Here is a 16,695-nt window from a genome sequence, read left to right on the forward strand (position 1 = left end):
GGTGTTTATGATTGAATCCGTCTGTATGGTATTTTATGGTAACCAGACCACTTTCAGGGTTTCTACTTTCCCTCCCCTGATCACGCGAAGGAAATAAGTACCTGGCTGAATGTTTCCTTTATTGAGTGTAACGCGGTGTATGCCCGGTTGCAGTATAGACAGGTCCTGCCGCCGTACCAGGCTGCCGGTGCTGTTCCAGAGTTCCAGTCGTACCGGGCATTTTACGAGTTGCTGCAACTGTACCGTTACCGTTTCCATGGCTGGATTGGGATATACACTCACCGCAGTTGTTGTCAGTGTATTCTTTTCGGGGACCAGTGCAGGCGCTGCAGCCCTTGCCAAACTGCCACAGGCAAAGGTGCTGCCGCAGCCCGCCGGGTTATAAGCACTGTCGCCCAGCGTAGACGTTACGTCCAGGCAGGTGTTGCTGACATATTGATGGAACGTGGTGTAGTACACATCTCCAATCCCATCACCACCGCCATTGTTAGTGGTAGTGGTATCTTTAATAAAGAGCACATTACATGGGTTGTTATGCAGGGTATGATAAATATTATTCCGGAAGATGAGGTTAGACTGTGCAAACAAAAATGCAGTCATAATATCCGAGTCAATATTCACCTCATTCTCCTCAAACGTGATGTAGCGGGCCCTGTTCAGTATTATTTCCGCCCAACGCTGGGAAGCGCTGTCGATACCATACATATAGTTGGCTTTCCTGCGCAGCGCGGGTGAAATGAAATAGTTATGCTGTATGGTATTCCATTTCACAACGGTACTGTCTACCCAGGAGGTAGGATTATTGCTGCCAATGTAGATGCCTGCTCCCAGGTTATTATGCAGGGTATTGCTTCTTACCATATGCCCGGCTCCTTTACTGGCATTTTGTTCATTGCCAATGGAGATACCCACACCATTGTTGTAGCAGTCGTTATTCTCTACGGTGACATTCCGGGAGCCATCGAGATAAATACCTGCAGAAATGGCGATGGGCGACAAGCACCGGAACACTTCATTGCCTTTAATGACGCCGTTGCGGGACTGGTTATTGGTGGGGGTTAAGCCCGGATAACTATTCAATACCCATTGATAGTTACCTGCCGCCACGATACCGATGTTGGCAATATCATGAATATAGTTGTTGCTGATGGTAAAGGTATCCACGTTGGCATTCACGGTGATGGCTTCTGTAAAGCCAGGTACAATATCATATATCACGTTGCTGTCGATCACAATATCATGCTGGGGCGAGTTTCCGTTACCCAATACGGTGATGGCGCCCAGGTTATCATTCGGCTGCGGATATTTGGCTTTGGTGGTATCCCGCGTCCATTTCATATCATACAGGGTATCCTGCTTAATGCGGATATGTGCACTGTTGCCCATGATGGCGATACCATAGCGCACATCTTTTTGTGGCACCCCGTTAACAACGGTGGTCAATGTGGAGTCATTGGTCACATTGCGCAGGCGTAAGCCCTGTATGGACACATACTTTGCACTGTCGATTCCAAAAAGGGCAGAGAATTTAGCCGTGAGCAGCCCTCCATCCAGGATGGCCGATTCACCGGGATAATTGCGGATATTGGTCCAGCGGCCATTTTTCCCGCGATTGCTACCGATGTATACCAGCGTGGCAGGCTGATATACGCCACCACGCAGGTAGATATTGACGGTGGTATCTACCAGCAGCGGAGGGGTCTGGGCAAAATTATAGCCCGCTCTGTTCACCGCGGCATTCAATGTTTTCCAGGGTTTGGCTTTTGAGCCGTCACCGGTATCATCGCTGCCGGTAGTGCTGACATAAAAATCTGAACGCGGACGCGGAAGGATAATATTGCTCGTCAGTGTATGCGTTTCCGTTACAGTTCCTACACCGGCAGCTTTATTCACCAGGTTGGCAGAAAAGCCGGGAGCGATGGTTTTAAACTGGTTGCTATCCAGTACCACGCCTGAAGGAAAAGTAGTGGTGCCACTGATCATCACCGGGTAAATGTTTTTATCGATAGAAGCCGGATACGGCGCTTCCATCAGATCATTAGTCCATAGCATGTTGCTGAACGTGCAATTCCGGATATCAATGTTCGTACTGTTGCCCAGTATATACAGGCCGAAGCCGGTAATACTTTTCAGGTTAGTGAATGTAATACCATCGAGGCGTATGTAGCTGGCATCTGAAATGCTGGCCATGGCCGACCAGTCGGTGGTGAGACCACTGCCATCAAATGTTACCTGCTCACCGGGATAGGCCTTGATCACGAAATACTTACCTGCTGTACCGCTTTTGCCACTGCCGATATAGAGGATCGTGTCCTTGTTGAAGTGGTAGGTACCTTGCCGCAGGAAAACTACCACATCCTGTGTAGTGGGCGCCTGCGCGGCAAACATGGCGGTAGCCAGGTTATTCCAGGGATTGCCGATGCTGCCATCTCCATTGGTGGCCTTGTTGTTGTCTACATAGTATCGTTGTGCAGCGGTATGCTGGCTGTATCCCAGCAAGCCGGTAACGAAAATGAGGGTGAGTAAAATTGTTTTCATGGATTTTTTATTTAGGGAAAAGTATTGATTGAATTATAGTACATCCAGGTCTATCGGGATGCCACCCACTTTTTTATTGCCAGGGATATGGCCAACTTCCGACCAACCTTTATCATATATGGTTAATCCGATAGCGATTTGTTTGTTGAATAACCCGGATAATACGCTTCGCTTCAGGGCGAGTTCGTATTTAAACACACCGCCACCGCTGGCAGATGCGCCCATGATGTAAAACGGTGGCACATTCAGGGCTGCCCAGCTCCAGCCGGCATGCGCGGCGCCGCCGGTAAAATTATAGGCTCCCCACCAACTGCCGGTGCCCCCCAACATAGGCTGTCCTTCCAGGTAAAGGTCTGCTCCCATAGCTGGATACATCACATGATAGAAACCAGTGGCGCTGTCTTTTTTAGGATCGCCGGTATGGTCTGCATCGATGAAAAGCCCGAGGATAGTAGAATCCGTAATACTGCCCTGTTGCTCCACATACAGGTAAATGTTGGTACCATCATAATCCCATTTGATTTTCTTCCCCACATCGGCAGCAGGGTTCACAAATTCATTGGTAACCCCATCCCAGTCGGCCAGGCTATTATCATCCAGCTTTACCGGTGATTTTTTATCGATGATCAGCACAGTAGAAGCTTCTGTTTTTTTGCCATCGGCGGCGGTAGCGTATAAGGTGATCACATAGCGTCCTTTGGCGGGATAGGTATGTGTCGGATCTTTGTCAGCGGTGCTGCTGCCATCGCCGAAGTCCCAGCTATAGGTGGTAGCGAGGGTGGATAGATTTTTGAAAGACACGATCTTACCATCTACCGTGTACGAGAAGAATGCTTCAAAGCCCTTATCGGGACTGGAGGTATCTTTCTTACAGGCGGTGATTGCCGCCATCCCCAGGAGGACAAATAATAATTTATTAAAAGGAAAACTTGCTTTCATGTTGCAGATTTTAGAAAACTAACCAATACACCTATACGAAATGCTGGTTAAGGATTTTGTTTACAGGCTGAATTAGCGAGTATTTCATCTACCGGTATATAAAAAATGGTTTTAGGATCATTCCAGTTGATGGTAATATTGGCGTAACCGGTAGGTGGCACCGCCAGGTTCACATCTGTTTCCTGCAAACCGGGCAGGTGATAGCCCCAGTAATCGCGCACCATATTCAGTTTATTCCGGTACACATCAAAGGTGCGGTGTCCTTCAAAAGCCAGTTCTATCCTTCTCTCCTGCAGTACCGTTTCCTGCAGGCTTTTGTTACGGGGTACCTGTCCATTATACAATGCTCCTTCCAATCCACGGTGTTTACGGATTTCATCTACATCTGCCAGCGCTCCGGCTACATTGCCTTTGATGGCATAGGCTTCCGCGCGGTTCAGGTATACTTCTGCCAAACGAAGCATTACGGGGGAGCTTAAATTGGGATCTCCATCCTGGAAAGAAAACTTGGTGATATAATAAATTTCGATGCCGTTCTTTTTAGCCACCACACCGGTAGCCGGATCTTTCAATGGCAGAATATAAGACCACCTCACATCTTCGGGATGTTCACTCATCACTTTCCGAATGGAAGGAGACGCAAACTCTTCGCCCCAGCCGGAGTTGCCATCGGAATAAACCATAGACGCTACGGAACCTTCCTTGCCGCGGCTATCCACTTTCCTTTGTGCGATCAGGAAAATACTTTCGGAGGAGGCAATGGCTTTCTGGAAATAAGTTTTAAACCCTTCGGCTGATTCCAGTTTAAAGCGGCCGGAATTAATCACGGCATTGGCAGAAGCGATGGCATTGTCGGCGTCGTTCATGTACAGGTATATGCGCGATAGATAACCCAGCGCCGCTTCTTTGGAGGCGTACTGACTGCCCCTTGGCTGATCCATCAGGGACGCGGCTTTCTTCAGATCTTCCACTACAAAATTGTAGGAGTCTTTTACAGACGCCCGCGGCGCCACTGCATCATCGGTGGTAGTGCGACGAAGAATGATGCCGGGGCCATAAGGCGCCTGGGTATAAGGTCTGGCAAACACGCGCAGCAGGTTGAAGTGCAGGAATGCGCGTAAAAAATAAGCTTCTCCAATCAATTGTTTTACGGCGCCGGAAGGATTAGGGATCTTCTCTCCCAACTCTATCACGGTGTTGGCACCATTAATAATTTTATAAGAAATGTACCAGAAGAAACGGATGTTCGACTGGTCGGGTGAATGCGTGTAAGTAAAGCTATAGAACAAAGGATGCTCGGTTACCTGCCCGCATACTATGTCGTCGCCGGCATAGTCGCTGAACTGGTAATATTGCCACAGGTAGTTTTGCCCCGGGTCAATAAAACCGTTAAACATCACATTATTCTTCAGCAGGGCATAGCAGCCATTCATCACGTTAGGCAGTCCATCGGGGGTACCAGCTACGTTTTCTGTATTCAGCGCATCCGTAGGCAGCACGCTCAGGTTACAGGCCGGGGCCATGCAAATCAGGCAAAGAAAAAGCAGCAACCATTTTTTTATGATCATGGTAGTGGAGTTGTCTGTTAAAAATTAATTTCTACGGTGCCCAAATATTGTCTGTTGGCCGGGTACCTGAAGTCGGCTACGCCGGGCATGGAGAAGTCGGCGCGATTAACGGTTACTTCCGGATCCTGTCCCCAGAACTTCGTCCAGGTGTAGAGGTTGTCTCCGCTGAGTGCCAGTCGCAATCCCTGCAGGTGCAAACGTTGCACAATATGCATTGGCACATCATAGCTCAGGCTGACGTTTCTTAACTTAATGAAGCTGCCGTCTTCCTGGTAGCGACTGGAGATCTCTGTAGACAACGCTGCTTTCTGCATGCTGGGATGCGTGGCAATGTCGCCTGGTTTGGTCCAGCGCGACCAGTCGCTTTTCGGCTGCATCTGGTTGTAGTATGGTTCGTGGCCGTCTACATCCATGAAGCGGCGGATAAAGTTCATGATTTGTGCGCCCTGGGAGTAAGCGAAGCTGGCAGAAAGACTAATGCCTTTCCAGGAAACACTGGTTCCAAATCCGCCCTGGAAGCGGGGTAACGCGTGACCGGTTTCCTGGCTTTCTGCCTGGCCATAATCGGAGGTAGGCGAACGTTTGATGATATTGCCGGCATTATCCCTGGTCACCTGTTCCCAGAGTGGACGCCCGGTGGCAGGATCCACGCCCAGCCACCTGGGGATATTGAAAGTATACAGTTCTCCCCCATCTCTATAAATCTGTGTAATACCATTGATGGTTTGGTATACGGGTTTGCCGATGCCTGCCAGTTCATTTTTGTTCATTCCAAATGTGACGTCCATGGTCCATTGGAAATTTTTCGTTTTAACGTTGACGGTAGACAAGGTAATTTCCAATCCTTTATTTCTCAACTGCCCCACATTTTCCCAACGCGATTCAAAGCCTACCGACAATGGCTGAGATACCTGCAGCAGTAAGTCTTTCGTAACATTGCTGTATACATCCACGTTCAGCGTTACGCGATTCCACAAACCAAGGTCCAGGCCCAGGTTGCGCTGGTGTGTTTTTTCCCAGGTCAGATTTTGGTTAGGCAGTTGGTCAGGAATAGCCGCCGCCTGTGAATTATATTGTGCACTCAGCGAAAACAGTCCCAGGTATTTATAGGCGCCAATATCCTGCATGCCGGTAATACCGTAGGTAGCCCGTAGTTTCAACAGGTTGAGCCAGGGATTACCTTTCAAAAACGTTTCGTTGGAAGCCAGCCAGGACACGCCTATGGCAGGGAATTGCGCATAGCGGTGTGTGGGCGGAAAAGCCGAAGTACCATCTACGCGGTAAGAAGCAGTGAGATAATATTTTTCTGCATAATTATAATTTACCTGGGAAATCAGTGACTGCATCACAGAATGATTTCTTACCCCACGTAGTTGTTGTTCACTGGAGATGACTGCCGGCACATCGAATCCTACCGGCAAACCTTTTCCCTGTCCTCCCAGCAACTCGTCCCAGCTACCCTGGAATTCAGCACCAGCCAGGCCACTGATGGCATGCCGGCCTTTACTGAAGGAGAACTTAAACAGGTTGGTGGAAATACCACTGTAGTATAAAGAAGAAGATTCATCGAGCAAACCTTTGCCATGATACGAACCGGCTACCAAAGGAGAAAAGAAGCTATGCGATTTGTTGGTCCCCACGCCTACCCTGTTGGAGCTGGTAAAGGTGAGCCAGTCGGTAAGTTTGATGTTGCCGATGAAATCGTAGTTAATGTTAAAATCTTTGGTGCTATGGTCGGAATTGGCCAGGGTATGCAGGGGATTGATTTTATCGCGGGACCACCAGCCTTTCGTATTGGCGTCAACGTACCTGGGGCTGCCGGTATCATCGTAGGGATTATCCCACGGCACTGAAAGATAGGTATAGAACAGGTCCATGTAGTCGTACGTTTTACCGGTGGAAGCGCTGATATTAATATTATTGGAAACGGATACCCGTTTGGAGAATTCATAGGTAGTATTGGTGCGGAGGTTCACCCGTTGAAAGCCGGTATTTTTAAAGGTTCCCGCTTCATTGTAATAGGAACCGCCGAGGTAGTAGGTAAACTTATCAGTTTTACCGCTGGCAGAGAGGTAATAGTTCTGCACCAGTGCGGAGTGGAAGGCATTGTCTACCCAGTTAAAATTGCGGTCTGCCAGTTCGCGGGGACGTTCGTTATAAAATTTCAGGATGTCTATTTTACCTGATAAAGTATCGCGGTATAATTCTTTGGAAGCATTAAAAAAACCGTTGCCGCTCATCATATTCAGATGCCCGTCATTAGGCGTTCTGCGACCCAGCGTGGCTTTAAAATCGAAGCGCGGGGCGCCCGGCTTACCTTTTTTTGTAGTGATAATAATAACGCCGCCATTGGCCTGGGAGCCATACATACCGGTAGCGCCGGCGTCTTTCAACACAGTGACAGCCGCCACATCTCCGGGATCGTAGTTGCCGCCGATGATACCATCTACTACTACGAGCGGTCCTTTGGGGGCGCTGAGGGAAGCGATACCACGGATACGGATATCCGGCACGCTACCTGGCGCACCGGAGCTGTTCACTACCTGCACCCCGGCTACTTTTCCCTGTAGCATGGTACCTACATCATTGGCGGTTACATCTTTCAAACGCTTACCGGATAATACACTCACGGCGCTGGTGATTTCTGTTCTTTTTTTATCGTCGTATCCCATGACCACTACTTCATTAATATCAGTGAGTGCAGCCATAAGTTTCACATTTATTTCGGTATGATTACCGGTGACGCGGGACACCGGTAGATATCCCATCATCCTGAATAACAATGTATCCTGCGTACTACCGGCAGTAATGCTGTAAGTACCGTTGGCCCCACTTATTACGCCGGTGCTTTGTCCTTTTACAGCAATGCTTACCCCTGGAATACCCTGGCCATCTGTACCGGATACTTTACCTTTTATCAACACCTGCGCATGGCTGACGAAAGCACCGCACAACAGGCAAACTAACAGTGAAAGAAATACGTGGATGCTTTTAAAGCTCATTTTCATACAGGTACGTTTTCTGTTGTTTTCGTAATGATTGATACGTTGGTTGATAGTGCGGGTTGGATGAAGGCTGCTGGTACTCTAAAATAGTATATCCCGTTTCGTAAAAAATCCTCAATCGTTTGACCTGATTTTGTGCAGGTCAGTTATAACTTAAAAAACACCTGGTGTTTGTATAGCCACCAGCATAAATACCATTCAGCTACCAGCGTGGCCAGCGCGGTAATAACGGACTGTATTTTTTCCGGCACCTGTACCCAGCCCATTACACCATTGGTGAATACGCCAACAGCGCCGTTAAACCATTGCCCGCCTACGGTTTCAAAAAAGAGATAAATAAAGAGTGCATTCATGCCCACCACAACGGCGATCCAGGCTTTGCTGTTATATTGACGGATATCTGCCAGCCAATACACCAATGCGAGTATCACAAATACCCAACCGCCGGACGCCAGTACAAAGGAGCTGGTACTAATTCTTTTAATAACGGGCGTTATAGCTGCTGCGTCGAGTACAAGGCCAATCGTCAGGCCCAGTATACCTGTCAGCAGCAGCGTAACTACCTTTTGCTTTTGTGAATACTTACTAACCAAAATTTTTCCTGCCAGCACGCCCCAGATAGTATGTGCCGCAGTGGGGATACAATTAATGGCTACCCAGCCATCGGGGTTGAGTTTGCCCATCAGTACCATGTCCATCCAGGCACCAAAATTATGGTGCTCCACAAAGGGCTGGTCGAAGCCGGGCATTAATACGGTACGATATAATACTTCCGTGAGCATCAGCAATATAACGGTAACGGTTATCTGAAAAAAATAAGACCGGCGGATAATAAGGTAGGCCAGCAAAGTGGTAAACGATAATTGCGTTAACACGTTCCACAGTTCCCATACCATCCGGCCGGCCTGTATACAATACAACCCGGTACCACAAAGAAATAGTTTAAAACAACGGATGGCAATATGTTTGAAATGCTGTTCCCAGGTTTCTCCTTTGCGGGCGCGGTAGTAATAAGATAAATACATGGCCGTGCCGGCAATGGTCATAAATGCCGGTTGCACCAGGTCCCAGGCATGTAAGCCATGCCAGGGATGGTGAAAAAACTGCCGGATCAGGCTATGCCAGAAGGCCGGCAGTGATAAATCAAAGAGAGCATCATAGAGCCGGCAGCTTTCTGCTGCCAATAAAATCATAATGCCTCCCCGCATTACATCCAGCGATAACAGGCGGTTAGCGGTACTGCCGGTAATATTTTTTTCGGAAGATGTCATACACAAAGTAGTTTGCGGGTCAGCGTACTATTTCCAGGCGTCGTGAATAAACCGAAGCCAGTTTTTGTGAAAAATATTTTCGATGTCAGATTGTTCGTACCCCCGTTTCCGTAATAATTGCTCCAGCTTAGGCAAATCGGCGATGGTGTCAATATCCCAGGGACTTTGCTCCTGTCCGAACATACCGTCGAGATCACTGCCAATGGCAATATGGCGACTGTTACCTGCCAACTGGCAAATATGATCATAGTGGTCTACCAGTTTATCTAGGGTGATGTTTTCCTTTCGTGGATCGGAGCTGCCGCGTACCCAGCCGGTGGTCAGCATCCAGGCGTCCAGTACGCCGCCAATCACAGCACCTCTTTCTATGAGCATGCGGATCTGATCATCTGCCAGTTGCCGCTGATGTGGTACCAGTGCGCGGCAGTTATGATGACTGGCCCATACCGGTCCTTTGTATAAATCCAGTGCCTGTGTAAATCCTTCATCCGTGAGGTGAGTGACGTCAAGGATCATCTTCAGCGCATCCATCTCTCTTAATAATTCTATACCCGCTGGTGTTAATACTCCTTCCATTCCTGTACCTGGCGCGTATCTTCCGGGGCCGTAATGTGCAGGACCCAATGCTCTTAATCCGTAGCGGTAGGCTTTTTCGAGATAGGAAATATTGATCAGGGAGTCGGCGCCCTCAAGACTCAGGATAAAGCCTACCGGTTTCTCTGCATCGTCTATGGAAGCATCGTCCCACATCTGCAGGTGCCGGGTCAGTGTATCCATATCCGTTACCTGGTTCATCTCCCCGGCGGCAACCATGGCACGGTACCATGCGAGCTGCCCCTGTGTTTGTGCCCAGGCCTGCTCCGGCGAATGCCATCCCGGCAAAGTACTGCCAGGCGCCACATAGCGGGCGATCTGTGTGGCTACTACCAGTCCTACTTTTCCTGCCCTTAAGGCCGGCAGGGACACCACTCCTTTACCCCGGTCCAGTTTATCAGTCATGCCGGCTTCCCTGTCCCGTATATCGCTTACCGGCATTTTCAGGTCCCTGTTCCATTCCAAAGCATTCATGGCGAGGTCCAGGTGTGCATCTATCATTAACATGTTGTTGGTCGTTTTAATGCCCGTTGTGTGCTGCTACTTTTTTCCTGACTACATCTACGGGGTACTTCAATGCCAGCTCGCGTATTTCGTAACTAAAGGCGGCAAAGGTTTCTTCCCATAGCCTGGCTTCTTCGGGTGTATAGTCGTAAAAGCCCTGTGCGTTGGATACACCGCGTGCGCCGGCTTTCACCAGGTTGTCGATCAATGCGGGAACTTCCGTGGTGTTACTCAACGTAGGAAAGAGGTCTTTCATCACGGTATGATAGGCTGCTACGCCGGTGAGGTCCATCCAGCGGAATACGCCTACCAGTGTCATCCAGTAGCCGGCGTTATTACGACAAGCCCTGTCCACATCTTCGATGGTAGCATAGCCATTCTCCACGAGGTGAAAGGCTTCGCGGTACATGGCGTACATGAGGCGGTTGGTGATAAAGCCGCGGATGTCTTTACGCACCAGCGTAGGTTCTTTGCCCCAAAAATGCGAAATGGCATAGAGGTATTCTCCTTTCGCCACGTCACTTTTATTGCCGCAAATCACTTCCAGGAAACGGGTGGTATGCGATGGCTCTGCCCAATGCAGGCCGAAGAAACGCGCCGGATGTTTTACCTGTTCCTGTAAAATACTGATGGGAATAGCGGAAGTATTACTGGTCAGCAGCGCATCTTCACTAATCGCTGCTTCAATTTTTTCATATACTGATTTTTTGATCGCGAGGTTTTCCAGTGTACATTCTATCACCAGCACGCAGTGGCCTAGTTGTTCATACGATTCTGTAATAGTGAGCTGTTGCAAACAGGTAGCAGGCGCTTTGGTGGTAATTCCTTCCTGCAAAGACCGGGTCAGGTGTTCGGTGATGCGTTTGGCTGCATGCTGTAAATCGGCCGCCAGTGGCGCTACGGCGATCACCGGATGACCAGCCATCAGCAAACAGGCAGTAATACTGCATCCCATTAAACCCAATCCGACTACTCCTACCGGCATGTTGGCCGGATCTATTGTATATTCCATCAGCGGTTAGTTTTTAGATGAAGGCATCAGGCCATCCTGGCAATGGCATCAATTTCTATTTTTATACCACTCCCTAATACCGACTGCACGGTAGTGCGGGCAGGCTTTATGCCCGGAAAAAATTCGGCGTAGATCTTATTGAATGCCGGGAAGTCTTTGATATCGGCGAGGTGCACGGTACATTTCACCACGTTATCTACCGTGCAACCGGCTGCTGTTAATATACAGCGCAGGTTATGCAGGGTGAGGGCGGTTTCTTCTTCTATTGTACCCAGTGCAAAAGCCGATCTGGTAAAATCAATGGGACCTTGTCCGCTGATATACAGCCAGCCATCTACGGCTATTGCATCGGAGTAAGCACCGGTCGTAAATGGCCGGTCTTTTTTTTCGGGATGAATGATTTCCCTTTTTTCCATAGTCATCTGTTTTTAATAAGTAGCGCGGCCACCGGATAGGTCGAATGTAAAACCGGTAGTAAAACTGTTTTGCGGAGAAGTGATGTATAAGGCCATGGCTGCGGCTTCATCGAGGGTGCCGCAGCGCTTCATGGGAATTTTATCGGTCATGTATCTGACTTGTTCCGGTGGCATGGCATCTACCAGCGCGGTGCGGATCACAGCAGGTGCCAGCGCATTCACGGTGATACCTGTTTCCGCATAATCTTTTCCCTGCACTTTAGTCATGCCAATCACCGCGGCTTTGGAAGCGGAATACGCCAACATACCAGCGTTGCCTTCCTTACCCGCAATGGAGGCGATGTGCAGAATGCGGCCATAGTTTTTTTCCAGCATATGCGGCAGCACATGTTTACTGGTAAACCAGGCACCCATGAAGTTAACGTCGAATACCAGGCGGAGATTATCGGTATCGGTTTCATGACTTTTGATATTGGTCATCCCCGTGATACCGGCGCTGTTAACGAGTATATCTGTGGAACCGAATTGTGTTTTAATTTGTGCAATCACATCTTTCACAGCTGCCTCATTGGTGATATCTACGGCGTAGGTAATCACTTCACCGGGTATCTGCGCAGCGGCCTTTTCCAGTAAAGCAGGATTTTTATCCAGCAACGCCAGCTTAACACCGGCTTCCGATAACTTGCGTGCAATGGCCAGGCCCAGACCTGAGCCGGCGCCGGTAACGATACCTGACTGTTGATGGAAATCTGTATACATACAATCGTTGATTAAGGATGATACTGCCAAAGTACATGATCACCTCAACGAAATCACCATCAAACGATTGAGTAAAATTATGCCTGTGCTTCGTGTATAACGAGCTGCGGTGGTAATAAAATTTTATGAAAGTTGTTGCTGGTACGGGTTTTCTCGTCGCCTTCCAATAACTGTAATAACAGCTCGGTGGCTTTTTCTCCCTGTTGATAAGGAAACTGTTCAACAGATGCCATGGGTGGATGATCCATATAATTACAGATCGGTTCATTGGCGAAGCTCACGAAACTGATGTCTTCGTTAATTTTGATGCCTGCTTTTTTGGCGTATTTGATGGCATCCATGGCAACGTAGTCGTTGAAGGTAATAATGGCGGTGGGCCTGCGTTTCATGTCCAGGATTTCCTGCATAGCCTGCTGATTGCCTTCCCTGGATAAATTGGAAGATACCACACTGCTGAGATCTATTTTAATCCGCAGTTTTTGTAACGCATGCATGTAACCTTCCAGTCGCTCTTTGCTGGCAAGCAAGCTATCAGGTCCGTTGATCATGCCGATATTGCGGTGCTTTTTTTTCACGAGGAAGCGTACAGCCGCTTCCATACCAGATTCCAGCTCGCTGGCAATGTAGTGTATATCCGGCATGCGTGGAATACGGTCAAAGAATACTACGGGGATATTCATTTTCTTCAGCAAATCGAAATGTGCATAGTTAGCGGTATTTTTTGCGATAGATACCAGCACGCCGTCTACCCGGTGGCTTTTCATAGATTCTACCAGCCGTTTCTCCCGGTCTTCTTCATCGCGTGATTGCCCCAGTAGTAAGGTATAGTTTTTACGATAGGCTACATCTTCTATGGCACTTACAATGGAAGCAAAAAAATCATGATTGAGATTGGGTAAGATGACGCCAATCATGGAGGTTTTACTTCTTTTGAAAGAAAGGGCTACCTGGTTAGGTTCATAATTCAGTTCAGCGGCCAACTGATGTACCCTGGCACTGGTTCTCAGGCCAATGCTGGGATGATTATGTAAAGCTCTTGAAACAGCGGAAACAGAGATATTCAGGCGTTTGGCAATTTCCTTGAGCGTAGGGACCTGCGCACTCATGACATAAGGTTTTAGATGTTGACACTCACTTCAATATCCGGTAAGATCTGATACGTTTGGATGGAAATGTAAGACAAAAAAATGATTTGCTGCATGGAAGACCATACGTAAAATAATTCCCTTATATTTAAGTAACGAATCATTATGAGTGTTCCTTTTTTAAAAATTCCGTTACCCGTCTGCCAACAATTCTCTCCTAGTATCAAACGTGCAAGTATGCTTTCTTTCCGGGATGGTTACCTGCTCAGCTTTGACAATAAGCCTACTGTAATACGGCTGGATAGTGGTTTAAAAGAAGTATGGCGCAAAGACCTGCAAGCCGGGCAGGTTCGTTATGTGAGTTGTAAAGTAAGAGCCAATGAAGATGGCAGCCTGATAGCCCTCTCCGGCTACAACGATGTACGCATCTACGATGGGAATGGCCAGTTACGCTGGACGTTTACGCATGAACCCTGGGAGAGTTTTGCAGGAGCCTCCTGTTTTTTCAGTCACGGCAACCAGTTGCTATGGCTGATCGCTCCCGGTGACCATGACCGGGTATACGTAGCCCGCACTTCCGACTTTGCGATGGTAGACAGTTGCATGATGGGAGGTGACCAGGTTTATCATTATAACTTTTTGCCTACACCGGACCCGGAGAAAATATTGATAGAAGCGGCAGCCGGACAGGATGACTGTCTCCTGTACCAGGTGCAATTGAAAGACGATAAAATTATACTGGACACATTGCATAGCTGCAATGACCGCATCGCTGGTAACTTCTCTTCCAATGGCCAGGAGCTGGCTACGGCGCCGCATTACAGCGAAGGCATTGAGGTCTTTTCTTTTCCATCATTTACCCGGTCAGCACAATTGGAGCAGGACGATTTATTTCACCAGGCACCTGGTTATCCGGAAGACGCGTTAGAATATAGGGTGCTGTTTTTAAATGATACTACGTTAGTAGCGCTCACCCGCTATAGCAGGCTGTTGCTAATCGATCGGCACACGATGAACTGTACCGGCGAATTACTGGCAGAAGGGAATGACATCAAAGCATATGATGAGAACGGCGAGATCACCACTGATCCTGCAGCCATCGTAGAGTATATGGGGGAAATTACACAGGTACAGTTAGACCGGCAACACCGGTTAATGATCACTTTTGATTCCGGTGATATCCGTTGGTATGAGATCCCGGTGTTGTAGAGACGGGCTGTTTTAAGCTGATTTTGCATTATCTTTATCGGGAAGGTAAATGATTGGTTATTCATCTTTCTAAAAACAAATAAATGAAAAAAGCTGCGCTGCTTTTTACCTGCTTCATTTTATCTGTTATTCCTTCCTTTGCCCGGCAAACGCCGCCGGATACGGTTAAAACCGGTATTTACATTACCAGCATACACGATATTGATTTCAAACAAAGTGAATACACCCTTAACCTCTGGTTGTGGCTGACCTATAAAAACAAGCAATTTGATTTTGTGCAAAACCTGGAGATTCCACAGGCCAAGTCTTTCACTAAATCTTTTTCCACGATTGACTCCAGCAATGGGCGTATTTATTTGCTGATGAAATTGCAGTGTGTGATGAAGGATTCCTGGAAGATCAATAACTTCCCTTTTGACCGGCAGAAGCTGCGTTTCTCTATTGAAAACTCCCAGTTTGATTCACATGCACTGGTGTTCCAGGTAGATTCGCTGGGAAAGCAGTATGATCCAAGATTTACGCTGAGAGGCTGGAATATCGACAGTTTTAAAATGGCTACGGGTATCAAAGCTTATGAAACGGCCTTCGGCGATACTTCCATACCACGGCCACATACGGAATACAGTTCCTTCCAGGTCAGGATCGGGATTGGCCGGGATGCCAGCCAGTTGTTCTGGAAAATGTTCCTGGGCATGTATGTATCTTTTCTCATTGCCTATATCTGCTTTTACATCCATCCGGATAATATTGACTCCCGTTTTGGATTGGGCGTAGGTTCTTTATTTGCGGCTATTGGTAATAAATACATTATTGATTCTTCCCTGCCGGACTCCACTACTTTCACGCTGGTAGATACGCTGCACGGCATTACGTTGTTTTTCATTTTTGCGGTGATTACTTCTTCGGCGTGGTCCTTACAGCTGATCAAAGCCAACAGGCCTGACAAAGCGCGCAGGATAGACCTGTTGCTGGCGCAGGTGGTGCTGCTGGTATATATCGTGCTGAATGTCTATTTTATTTCGCGGGCGCTGCGCGGTTAATTAAATCGTTCCATCAATTCCTCGAATTCGATTTGTTCCGTTGTCATATGTTGGGGGCCGCCGTACTTTTTCAGGTACTTCCACTTTGCGCGCGCATCAATTTCGCGAGGCTGTATTTTGGCGCTGAGGGCGTGCACCGGGCGACCGGTCAGGTAAGTGAAGTCGGGTGTATAGAGTTCGAACTGCTGGCAGGGGAATCGTTTCTTCAGCTGATGATCATGATCCCACAGGTAGAGCACCTCTCCTGCTTTGTATTCTACTATAAATAAATCGCCTTCCTCTTCATATTCTTTGGCCAGCGCCACCTGCAGTACATTTACACGGGTCACGCGGATACCGTTTTCCATTAACATCCGGTTGGCCAGTGCCCATCTTTTTTTCGACCGCCGCCGGATGCGATACATCTCATAGGGTGCCAGCAGTATAAAAGCAAAACACATAAAGGCAACGGTCCCAAACACCCAGGTGGCGATGCGGACATCAATACGTATAGCCATTTCCGTGAAGGCCAGTCCCGTTAGGAAAATAAAAATGAAATCAGATACGGTAAACCGGGATACCCGCTGTTTCATAGCGCTCCTTTTCAGCTTGTTTAACAAACGAATTTCATCGGCAAGGAGCGGCCGGTTAATTTCTTCCATCTACAATAAGGTTGCTCAGGTAAAAAAAGACAATAGGCATAGATCTTCCCGTTGGAATGTGAGCAAAAGGTAGTGAATTTTAAGAAAAGATACGCGTTCCCGTTAGACAGGAAA

At 48.1% G+C, this 16,695-nt stretch carries 13 protein-coding genes; 2 read left to right on the forward strand and 11 right to left on the reverse strand.

Annotated elements, in window-relative coordinates; translation table 11 throughout:
• Positions 1–33 precede the first annotated feature (33 nt).
• The 10 genes from J7623_RS22095 to J7623_RS22140 all read right to left on the reverse strand — a co-directional run bounded on the left by J7623_RS22095 (position 34) and on the right by J7623_RS22140 (position 13,712).
• Positions 34–2,538, reverse strand: a complete 2,505-nt coding sequence (locus J7623_RS22095) for a right-handed parallel beta-helix repeat-containing protein (RefSeq protein ID WP_291924471.1) — start codon at positions 2,536–2,538, stop codon at positions 34–36.
• A 33-nt stretch (positions 2,539–2,571) separates the two neighbouring features.
• A complete protein-coding gene (locus tag J7623_RS22100; RefSeq protein ID WP_291924473.1) occupies positions 2,572–3,477 on the reverse strand; it encodes a PKD domain-containing protein in 906 nt (301 codons plus the stop codon).
• A 47-nt stretch (positions 3,478–3,524) separates the two neighbouring features.
• On the reverse strand, positions 3,525–5,045 hold the full coding sequence (locus tag J7623_RS22105; protein WP_291924474.1) for a RagB/SusD family nutrient uptake outer membrane protein: 1,521 nt from the start codon (positions 5,043–5,045) through the stop codon (positions 3,525–3,527).
• Positions 5,046–5,062: 17 nt separating this feature from the next.
• On the reverse strand, positions 5,063–8,053 hold the full coding sequence (locus tag J7623_RS22110; protein ID WP_291924476.1) for a SusC/RagA family TonB-linked outer membrane protein: 2,991 nt from the start codon (positions 8,051–8,053) through the stop codon (positions 5,063–5,065).
• 143 nt (positions 8,054–8,196) lie between these two features.
• On the reverse strand, positions 8,197–9,321 hold the full coding sequence (locus J7623_RS22115) for a DUF5009 domain-containing protein (protein ID WP_291924478.1): 1,125 nt from the start codon (positions 9,319–9,321) through the stop codon (positions 8,197–8,199).
• 27 nt (positions 9,322–9,348) lie between these two features.
• Entirely contained in the window at positions 9,349–10,422 is a 1,074-nt protein-coding gene (locus J7623_RS22120; protein ID WP_291924480.1) for a membrane dipeptidase, read from the reverse strand.
• A 13-nt stretch (positions 10,423–10,435) separates the two neighbouring features.
• A complete protein-coding gene (locus J7623_RS22125; RefSeq protein ID WP_291924481.1) occupies positions 10,436–11,431 on the reverse strand; it encodes a 3-hydroxyacyl-CoA dehydrogenase family protein in 996 nt (331 codons plus the stop codon).
• 26 nt (positions 11,432–11,457) lie between these two features.
• Positions 11,458–11,847 (reverse strand): RidA family protein, encoded by a 390-nt coding sequence (locus tag J7623_RS22130; protein WP_291924483.1) that lies wholly within the window; start codon positions 11,845–11,847, stop codon positions 11,458–11,460.
• Between the two features lie 12 nt (positions 11,848–11,859).
• Positions 11,860–12,606, reverse strand: a complete 747-nt coding sequence (locus J7623_RS22135) for an SDR family NAD(P)-dependent oxidoreductase (protein ID WP_291924485.1) — start codon at positions 12,604–12,606, stop codon at positions 11,860–11,862.
• Between the two features lie 77 nt (positions 12,607–12,683).
• Positions 12,684–13,712, reverse strand: coding sequence for a LacI family DNA-binding transcriptional regulator (locus J7623_RS22140; protein WP_291924487.1), 1,029 nt, complete (start codon positions 13,710–13,712; stop codon positions 12,684–12,686).
• Positions 13,713–13,928: 216 nt separating this feature from the next.
• On the opposite strand from J7623_RS22140, the gene J7623_RS22145 reads away from it, so the two are divergent.
• The gene (locus J7623_RS22145; protein ID WP_291924489.1) at positions 13,929–14,900 is read left to right on the forward strand and encodes a hypothetical protein; all 972 of its coding nucleotides are present in this window, start codon (positions 13,929–13,931) and stop codon (positions 14,898–14,900) included.
• 83 nt (positions 14,901–14,983) lie between these two features.
• Positions 14,984–15,940: a hypothetical protein gene (locus J7623_RS22150; protein ID WP_291924491.1), complete on the forward strand. Its 957-nt coding sequence runs from the start codon at positions 14,984–14,986 to the stop codon at positions 15,938–15,940.
• On the opposite strand, the gene J7623_RS22155 is transcribed toward J7623_RS22150, so the two are convergent.
• Complete coding sequence (locus J7623_RS22155; RefSeq protein ID WP_291924493.1) at positions 15,937–16,512, reverse strand: hypothetical protein; 576 nt, start codon at positions 16,510–16,512, stop codon at positions 15,937–15,939. The two genes, J7623_RS22150 and J7623_RS22155, sit on opposite strands and share 4 nt — an antisense overlap.
• Between the last annotated feature and the right edge of the window lie 183 nt (positions 16,513–16,695).

It is taken from the genome of Chitinophaga sp. (assembly GCF_017745275.1).
Taxonomy (GTDB): Bacteria; Bacteroidota; Bacteroidia; order Chitinophagales; family Chitinophagaceae; genus Chitinophaga.

Excerpts from the sequence above, each read along its gene's own strand:
- J7623_RS22120 (WP_291924480.1), bottom strand. The coding sequence starts at position 10,422 with ATGTTAATGATAGATGCACACCTGGACCTCGCCATGAATGCTTTGGAA.
- J7623_RS22100 (WP_291924473.1), bottom strand. The coding sequence starts at position 3,477 with ATGAAAGCAAGTTTTCCTTTTAATAAATTATTATTTGTCCTCCTGGGG.
- J7623_RS22125 (WP_291924481.1), bottom strand. The coding sequence starts at position 11,431 with ATGGAATATACAATAGATCCGGCCAACATGCCGGTAGGAGTAGTCGGA.
- J7623_RS22135 (WP_291924485.1), bottom strand. The coding sequence starts at position 12,606 with ATGTATACAGATTTCCATCAACAGTCAGGTATCGTTACCGGCGCCGGC.
- J7623_RS22130 (WP_291924483.1), bottom strand. The coding sequence starts at position 11,847 with ATGGAAAAAAGGGAAATCATTCATCCCGAAAAAAAAGACCGGCCATTT.
- J7623_RS22150 (WP_291924491.1), top strand. The coding sequence starts at position 14,984 with ATGAAAAAAGCTGCGCTGCTTTTTACCTGCTTCATTTTATCTGTTATT.
- J7623_RS22145 (WP_291924489.1), top strand. The coding sequence starts at position 13,929 with ATGCTTTCTTTCCGGGATGGTTACCTGCTCAGCTTTGACAATAAGCCT.
- J7623_RS22140 (WP_291924487.1), bottom strand. The coding sequence starts at position 13,712 with ATGAGTGCGCAGGTCCCTACGCTCAAGGAAATTGCCAAACGCCTGAAT.
- J7623_RS22105 (WP_291924474.1), bottom strand. The coding sequence starts at position 5,045 with ATGATCATAAAAAAATGGTTGCTGCTTTTTCTTTGCCTGATTTGCATG.
- J7623_RS22095 (WP_291924471.1), bottom strand. The coding sequence starts at position 2,538 with ATGAAAACAATTTTACTCACCCTCATTTTCGTTACCGGCTTGCTGGGA.
- J7623_RS22115 (WP_291924478.1), bottom strand. The coding sequence starts at position 9,321 with ATGACATCTTCCGAAAAAAATATTACCGGCAGTACCGCTAACCGCCTG.
- J7623_RS22110 (WP_291924476.1), bottom strand. The coding sequence starts at position 8,053 with ATGAAAATGAGCTTTAAAAGCATCCACGTATTTCTTTCACTGTTAGTT.
- J7623_RS22155 (WP_291924493.1), bottom strand. The coding sequence starts at position 16,512 with ATGAAACAGCGGGTATCCCGGTTTACCGTATCTGATTTCATTTTTATT.